6 protein-coding genes are annotated in these 7,971 nt (G+C 54.2%); 3 read left to right on the top strand and 3 right to left on the bottom strand.

What is annotated here, in order from left to right; genetic code table 11:
- Nucleotides 1-409: 409 nt before the first annotated feature.
- The 3 genes from BOW52_RS15710 to fdxA all read right to left on the bottom strand — a co-directional run bounded on the left by BOW52_RS15710 (nt 410) and on the right by fdxA (nt 5,064).
- Nucleotides 410-1,525 (bottom strand): cache domain-containing protein, encoded by a 1,116-nt coding sequence (locus BOW52_RS15710; RefSeq protein WP_172840390.1) that lies wholly within the window; start codon nt 1,523-1,525, stop codon nt 410-412.
- A gap of 277 nt (nt 1,526-1,802) precedes the next feature.
- Nucleotides 1,803-4,733 carry a PD-(D/E)XK nuclease family protein gene (locus tag BOW52_RS15705; protein ID WP_078485024.1) on the bottom strand — a complete coding sequence of 977 codons (2,931 nt, stop codon included), beginning with the start codon at nt 4,731-4,733 and terminating at the stop codon, nt 1,803-1,805.
- Nucleotides 4,734-4,740: 7 nt separating this feature from the next.
- Nucleotides 4,741-5,064, bottom strand: coding sequence for a ferredoxin FdxA (gene fdxA, locus BOW52_RS15700; RefSeq protein WP_078485023.1), 324 nt, complete (start codon nt 5,062-5,064; stop codon nt 4,741-4,743).
- A 157-nt stretch (nt 5,065-5,221) separates the two neighbouring features.
- On the opposite strand from fdxA, the gene BOW52_RS15695 reads away from it, so the two are divergent.
- Genes BOW52_RS15695 through BOW52_RS15685 form a run of 3 tightly spaced genes read left to right on the top strand, consistent with a single transcriptional unit; the run spans nt 5,222 to nt 7,879 of the window.
- A complete protein-coding gene (locus BOW52_RS15695; protein WP_078485022.1) occupies nt 5,222-6,163 on the top strand; it encodes a GGDEF domain-containing protein in 942 nt (313 codons plus the stop codon).
- A complete protein-coding gene (locus BOW52_RS15690; protein WP_078485026.1) occupies nt 6,156-7,199 on the top strand; it encodes an ATP-binding protein in 1,044 nt (347 codons plus the stop codon). Before BOW52_RS15695 ends, BOW52_RS15690 begins: the two co-directional genes overlap by 8 nt.
- Nucleotides 7,200-7,201: 2 nt before the next feature.
- Nucleotides 7,202-7,879, top strand: a complete 678-nt coding sequence (locus BOW52_RS15685; protein ID WP_078485021.1) for an STAS domain-containing protein — start codon at nt 7,202-7,204, stop codon at nt 7,877-7,879.
- Nucleotides 7,880-7,971 lie beyond the last annotated feature (92 nt).

The raw sequence follows: 7,971 nt of genomic DNA, 5'->3' as shown, positions 1-7,971 counted from the left end.
CTTCTTCGTCGTTCGCTCGCGCTCTCAACTACGAATATGCAGACGGCGTCGACTATCGCTGACTAACCGCCTTCGCTTCGCTATCCATGGCGGTCAGCGGATGCTTAAATCTACCTATCACAAGGACAGGGAATCACGGAGATGCAGTGGGCCAAGGTAGGCCGCTAGAAGGACTTCAGGACGACATCGGGATTGATGTCGGAGCGCAGGGGGGACCGGCGCTCACCAGGGATGATAAAAGGCGACCGACAGGTCGCCTTTTTTGTGTCTGAACGGATAACTAAACGGGTCATTCGCCTCACTCCTGAGTAGTTATCTTCGAAATAGATCGACTCCAACTATTTCTTGTCGATTCGCACGGTGTATATGTTTAGGATTTACTCTTTCGCAACCACTTTAAGCGGCTTGGTTAAGCACTGAGGCGGATGGAAAATAGACGAAGCAGAAAGACAAAGCCGATGGCAAGTACGATAGTGATGGCGGCCACGGCGGTGAATAGCGGTAGACGCATTGAGCTAAGGGCATTGAAGCCCCGGCTCTCTGGTGCAACGGTTACAATTTTCCAGTAGGTACCAGGTACGTGGAACACTCCAACCTGGGACGCCTCGCCAAGCAATAGGTCGTTTTCGATACTGAATGTCTTCAATAACAGAGGGGAAGAGTCCTCTGCGTGTCGTGTGTCAGACAGGGTGGCAGCTAATATACGGGCATCAGAGGTCGAGATCTGATAACTCTCCTTACTTAAATATTCGACTAACTCCTCGCTAAAATTACCAGTCTGTATGGCATTGTTAACAAGATCGGCCTGAAGTAGATCGATGGTTTTTGCGATAGGTTGAAAGTGCGCATTATTCGCTGCCAGATCACTGTAGTTTAGGAGCTCTTCATGCTCTTCACCCGCAGCGTTGGTTACGCTTTTTTTGAACATACTCTCCTCTGGGAATGAGATAAATGCACCGAAACGATCCAGCACAAAGACATAACCACCCAGAACGGATGACTTCTCCTCCAGTAGTTCATTTAACCCCTTCAGTTTTAGATCAATAGTACTAACTCCATAAAATCGTCCTTCACGGAACATAGGCGCGGTACATGTCACCATCGCTTGTCCTGAGTAGGGGTCGAAATAGGAGCGCGACCAGTAGACCTCGCCACGTTGTAACATCTTCGCCGGTACGTACCACTCTTCGTGGTGATAACCGGGCCCTTCTGGGTCGTTATAGTCCTCGTAGTAATCGAGTTTACCCTCAGCATTACGACCCCAGAAAAAACTTCGGCGCTCTACATGGTCATCAAATAGGTAGGGTTCTGGCCAGACTCCGCCACCAGCGACATAACTGGCGGTGCCTGGTTGGTCTACGAGGTGGAGTAGGGAGTGTTTATGGGCACTCTCATCTTGCGGCAGGATCTCACCGGCACCGGCGATGGCCTTGGTCAGTGCTTCGGTATGGGCAATGCGTGACTCCAGCTCAAGTACGATTGAGCTGCCGACCTGTTCCATCAAGTTGTCAGCCTGTTTGTCCAAGGTTGGTTCCACAATGTTTTCGAGAATGAGCTGAGTGGATATTAGGACAGTAACCAATAGTAAGGCGAACAATAATGGCAGTTTTAAAAGCAGGCTTTTATTCCACTTAATCGGTTGTGACTTGCCTTCAAAGTCGTCACTCTCACCCATGCTTTTTCAGACACCTAAATAACAAATTACGCATATGCGATTACGCTCTTGGAGTAGATTCACTACTCAATGCTGAAAAGTAGCGTACTTAGCTTTTCATGAATATAAACCGGTATTGTTTCAACTATCAGTCGCTACTGTCTGGCTCAAAATGGTTCCAGGCCGCCTTTCTGCAAATGCCATCCATCTCACAGTAACTGCAGGTTTTGTTATCACCCCAGGCGGTGAGTGGATGACCTTCAAGGATCATCCCCTGTAGTGCCTCGAGACGTTCGCTGTTCTCAAGCGCCAACTCTGTGAGATCGTCGCCCTCCAGTGCGGCACCAGTGCGAGTGCCACGACTGCTATCGAGCATCAGGTACTCCACGCGGTTGACCGGTTCACTCATCAACATCGCGTAGGTTGGTAGCTGTACCGCCTCGCCCGACTCCACATCGATCTGTTTTGGTGCGCCACCGCTCTTGTAGTCGATGATGTCGAGGCCTTCACTGCCTTGATCGATTCGGTCTAATCGACCATTTAACGCCACACCTCCCATCGTTCTCTGTTCGACCTTCTGTTCGACACCCTTTACACGCCACTGCTCGGCGTGGTCGATCTGCCAGTCGATATAGGAGGGAATGGTCGAGAGCCACTGACGTAACCAGCCACGGTGCTGAAAATTGTCCTCAAGGTCGCTGGCGAAAACCGTGTTTGAGATCGCAATCAACAGCTCGAGTGCCTGTTGACGGTTAGTTTTCGTAAAGGCTTCACGATAGGGGCCGGGTAGTCCCTCAATATCACCGTGGAAGGCCTGCAGGCAGCGATGGACGCGCTCACCGTAATCGGACTTGGCAAGCGCCTCGCGGATCTCCTCCAGCGGTTTGAGTCGTAATCCGTCAGCGGCGAAGAAGCGGTAGGGGCAGTCGATCAACCGCTGGTGTGAGGAGGCGGAGAAACTCTCCGGCATTATTCCACGCGGCAGCTGGGGAGTAGGCCGTTCTACAGGGGCGGGTGACTCATCGGTGTCACAACGGATCATCTGGTTACGCGGTTCATTCAGCAGTGCCATCAGTTGCTGGTCGAGTAGCGCATCGTCATAGGCACTGAGATGGAAGGTGCGTAGGCTCTCGAGCCAGGGGCTGGGGATGATCTCCTCGCCATCCTGCTCGCGTCTAAGTGTCAGGCAGATAGCGGGGGCGGCCTCGAGCAGGTTACGGAAGTGGTGGAACTGCTCGTTGGTGCGATCAAGACGCGTGGTGAGTCCCAGTTCTCTTCTGACCTGGTCATTAAAAAAGGGACTATGGCCGCCACTGCCGGGTAGATGCTCCTGGTCACAACCGGCGATAATCACGCCGTCATACTCACCAAGTGTGCTCTGCGCGAGGCTGATCAGTTCGACCGGAGCCGCACCATCACGTAGACGGAAGTTGTGTGTTTCGAGACTGCGCCCGAGCCAGACACGAAACTCCTCCCACTCCATCGGCAGATGGCGTCCCGGTAGCGCGGCAAGCAGGGTGGCGATCACCTGCGAGACACGTGCGCCGGCCAGATCGTGGTCAAATGCGCTGCTCATGCCGAGCCGTTTCATACTCTCCTGAAGCGCTTCGAGATAACGCTCAGGTTTATGACGCTGACCATCGATCAGTTTCAGCAGTGGACCGGCGGCATCGGCGAGACGATCAAGCAGTTGCTCAATCGAGGTGGTGATCTCGTTGCTCCAGTTAAGGCGTCGTTGACGGTAGTGGAGATGACGACGGTAACGCTCGAGTCCTCGAGCGATATTTTCACGCTGGATAATGTCCTGCTCGAGTCGGTAGAGGGTTGCGAGTCGTTCAGCTTCAGCTTGCTCTGGGAAGACAAAAGGGGATTTGAGTAGATCGATCAGGGGCTGTTGGGCAAAATCCTCTTCGACCGTTTCCAGCCAACGCTCCAGTGCCGCTGCTGCACTGGTGGTAGAGAGTGCCCAGCCAGCGCTATCGTTAATCGTAATGCCACTACGTTCGAGCAGGGCACGAACGCGGCGCGCGAGTCGACGATCTTCGGTGACAACAGCAATCGACTCTCTCTTATCGTGCAGTAACCAGCGACGCACCTGAATATCGACCGCTATCGCCTCCTGCTCACTACCATTGGCTTCGACAATCTTAATGCGATCTGTGACCGGGCTCTCTGGGTAAGATGCAGCAAACTGCTCAGCACGCTGGCCGATGGGCAGGCTGCCGTGGTTATAGAGGGTGTTGAGTAACTGGCTGAAGGGACTCTCCGTGGGGCGGTTCTCCCTGTCGATGTCACTCAAGCGGCTCAAAAGTGAGGTGACGGTGGCGTCGGGGTGGTAGCGAACCTCAGTGAGGGCACCCTGCAGAATTAGATCAGCCTGACCCTGTAAGAGTCGCTGTTTAATCAATTCGAGTTCTGCAGCCTTGAACTGTGTTGATCCGCACAGGTAGAGGTGCTGGTCGCCACTCTCTTCAGTTAGCTTAGCTGCGATCTGCAGCAGCTTTGCCTGGCTGACATCACACTTCCCTTCGGCCTGGTGCTGTTCATGCCACGCTTGCCAGAGAGTGTGAACCAGTTTCGCCTCGCGCCCCAGCGATGATGAACTCTTGGTTAAGGCATAGGCTGCGGTGAGTTGATCGGTAAAGGTATCCAGACTATCGGGCAACGGCTGCTGTTGCAGTGTCAGCTCATCAAACAGCTCGATTAGAGAGTCGCAGAGTAACCAGGGGCTGGCAGTGCCAAACAAACTGTTGTGCTCGCGCAGTGCCTCGACCAGCATCAACTCACGGCCTATTGACCCTGGAACTTCACCACACTCGATCGGCGTGTCACTTAGCCAGCCACTCAAGGTCTCGATAGTTGGGCCGAGCAGGGCGCTATGCCCACGTATCTCGGCGCCCTGCTGGAGGGCTCGTCGCAGCCGCGGTGCCGCCTGTAGATCGGGCAGGATAACGACCACGGAACTCAGGTCGGGTAGCCGTTCATGGTGGTTCTGAAGAATACGCTCAGCGGTAACGCTAAGCGCCTTTTCGGTGCGCGGCAGTAGTGTGATCGGTGCGTTGGGCAAGCGTAGGTTCAATCCGTTGTTAACGTTCTAGAAACTGGAGTTTGTCGGTCTTGCCATCCCAATCGGCGGCATCTTCAAGCGGCTCTTTTTTCTCGCTGATGACGGGCCACTGTTGAGCAAGTTTAGCGTTGAGCGCGATGAACTGCAGTTGATCGGATGGTACATCCTCATCAATCACAATCGCCTCGGCCGGACATTCAGGGACGCAGAGGGTGCAGTCGATACACTCTTCCGGGTCGATCACCAGGAAGTTGGGCCCCTCGTGAAAACAGTCGACCGGGCAGACATCAACACAGTCGGTGTATTTACACTTGATGCAGTTTTCGAGCACCACGTAGGTCATCTCACCCTCCTGAATGCGTGCTGCTTATGGTAGTGCCAATTGGTCGGTGTGGCGAGGGGCTGGCGGTATCTTTTTATAGACCATAAGGATATGCTCGGACGAAGAAAAATAAAGGCGCCTTTGAGCGTTACATATAACTCAATCTACCCCGGTATAGATGACAACATCGCTATTAACCCTGTCACTACTTGTCGAACCCGATCGTATGCGGCTGTCGCGATTCGTGTTGCAAGCGGTCGATACCTTCAAAGGTGATCAGTTTGTTGCCACGGCGGCGCTTGTACCGATGTTGGAGTCGTTGCGTCACGCGATGTTTAGGAGCGACGGTGGCGTCGAAGTAACACTCACAATCGACAAGCTACATCTCAGTCTTGGCTGGGAGGGTGAGCGCTCTGAAGTGGTCAAGCTGACCCACGAACCACTCTCCGATGAACTGCACTCTTTAATCGACTACCTGCGAATGGCGAGTGAATCGGCAGATCCTGAACTGCTGATGCGCCGTAACCAGAAGATCAGTGATGAGCTTGAGAGCTATATGCAGGTCGCTGCCGACCAGATGAAAGAGATGGAGGCGGTGCTGGAGAAGAAGAAGGAGGAGCTACAGGCCTCGATCAAACAGGCGGAGACCGATGCCTTGACCGGGCTGCTCAATCGCGGTGCCTACGATGATCGTCTACGGGAGGCATTCCTACGTGGCCAGCGCCAGGGAGAGGTAGTTTCACTGCTGCTGCTCGATCTCGATTTCTTCAAACAGATTAACGATACCCATGGTCATCAGTACGGTGATGAGTACCTGAAACGGATGGCCGATGTGATGCGTGCCAGTGTACGTGAGCATGTTGATATCCCGTGTCGTATGGGGGGTGATGAATTCGCGGTGGTGGCGCTCTGTGGCACTGAGATTGCCGAACGCATCGCAACGAAGATTCTCGACGGCATGCAGAGCAAGGTCAGTATCGGTATCGCCGAGTGTCTGGCAACCGATACCATCGATACCCTGGTAGGTCGTGCCGACGAAGCACTCTATGAAGCGAAGCGGCGAGGGCGAGGTCAATTTGCCGTTGCCGCAGAACAGTTGAGTGCTGCCGCTGATGGCTGAGCAGGAGCGTATGCCCGCCAGACTGCTACTCGATCTGCCGGTGGCAGACGACAGTAGCCAGGTGTTGTTACGTTCAAAATTACGTGCGGTATCGCGACGTATGGGCTTTGGCGATACGGTGAGAGAGCGCATGGAGCTGGTCTGCAATGAGATGGCAACCAACCAGCTGAAGTATGCCAACGGTGGACAGATCCAGCTCTGGGAGATGAGCAACGGTCACCCGTCACTCGATCTGTTTGCGCTCGATTACGGTGAGGGTATCGCCGATCTCGATGTGGCGCATGAGGATGGATACACCACCTCCGGCACAATGGGCAAGGGGCTGGGTGCAATAGCTCGCCTCTCTCATGAGAGTGGTATCTACTCGGTTAGACGGGGTGAGGTGCACGACGCACCGTGGCACGGTACCGCCTCCTGGGCGCGTTTCTACGACAATAAAGAGTTTGCACCTCACAGTACGGAGGTAGGGGTTCATCTACGCGCCTACCACGACGACATTCATAACGGTGATGCAATCACCTATCGCAGCGAGAGTGGACGATTGCGTTGGATACACCTCGATGGTCTTGGGCATGGTGTCGAAGCCGCCTCGGTAGTTGAGGGCGTCGGCGCATTGATCGATGAGATTGATGAGATGGACGAGCTGCTCGAGACGATCGGACGTCGTCTGCAAGGTACCCGTGGCGCGGTAGCGATCCTGGGTGAGGTGGATGAGCACGGCATGGCAATGCTGAGCGGTGTGGGTGATATGGCGGCATCTGTAATCAGCGATGCTGAGCGTCGCAGTGCCACCTTCGCACCGGGCGTGTTGGGTCACGCCTATCGAAAAAGTGAGCTTTGGCAGCATCAGCTGGCGGATGGGGCCTGTGTCGTGACCGCCTCGGATGGGCTGCGTCGCTCCTGGAGTGAGAAGAGTTTTCCGGGGCTCTGGTCGCTCCATCCACAGCTCATAGCGCTCCTGCTCGGTAATGTGGTCAGTCGCACCAGTGACGATAAATCAGTTTTTGTAGCACGTATGGCAAAGAGGATGAGTTAGATATGGCAGTCAAAAAGAATAAAAACGCAGAGGCGTCAGCCAACGATATTCTGATCGAGCAGCTAAAGGAGAATATGGGCCACGTCTCGATGATTATCGAGGAGCAGGGCAAGGCGCTGTTTGGTGATAGTCATACGCTCTCCACAGATGATATTCATGAGTACAGCTACGAGTTCCTCGAGCTGTTTGTGATGTGGCTGCAGTCGGGGGCGAAGATGGGACAGCGTGGCCCCGAGTTTCGCGCCCTGGAGCAGTTCTTTACCAACTTTGCCCGCCAGATTCAGGCCCGTGGTGGCAGTCTCGATATCTTCGTACGCTATGTGCAGGCGCTACAGCGTGTCTTGATTGAGGAGCTGGAAGAGAGTGATGAGTACACCTTCGAACAGTCGCGTGAGGTATTGCTGGTGCTGGCGCGACTCTTCAACCAGCTGGTACTCGATGTCTTCCACATCTATCTCGAAGTTAAAGAGCAGACCATCAAGGCGCAGCAGGAGGAGCTGAAACACACCTCGACACCGATCACAGAGATCTGGGATGGTGTTTTGACCCTGCCAATTATTGGTACGCTCGACTCATCGCGGACCATGACGGTGATGGAGAATCTGCTATCTCGTATTGAGAAGGAACGCGCCAAGGTAGTGGTGCTCGATGTGACAGGAGTGATGGCGATCGACCGCTGACCGCCATGGATAGCGAAGCGAAGGCGGTTAGTCCGCGATAGTCGACGCCGTCTGTATATTCGTAGTTGAGAGCGTGAGCGAACGACGTAGAA

This window comes from Solemya pervernicosa gill symbiont (assembly GCF_002020875.1).
In the GTDB taxonomy this organism is placed as follows: domain Bacteria; phylum Pseudomonadota; class Gammaproteobacteria.
This window is presented reverse-complemented; position numbering and strand designations above follow the sequence as displayed.

Coding starts and splice junctions, on each gene's coding strand:
- fdxA (WP_078485023.1), bottom strand. CDS start 5,064: ATGACCTACGTGGTGCTCGAAAACTGCATCAAGTGTAAATACACCGAC.
- BOW52_RS15695 (WP_078485022.1), top strand. CDS start 5,222: ATGACAACATCGCTATTAACCCTGTCACTACTTGTCGAACCCGATCGT.
- BOW52_RS15690 (WP_078485026.1), top strand. CDS start 6,156: ATGGCTGAGCAGGAGCGTATGCCCGCCAGACTGCTACTCGATCTGCCG.
- BOW52_RS15685 (WP_078485021.1), top strand. CDS start 7,202: ATGGCAGTCAAAAAGAATAAAAACGCAGAGGCGTCAGCCAACGATATT.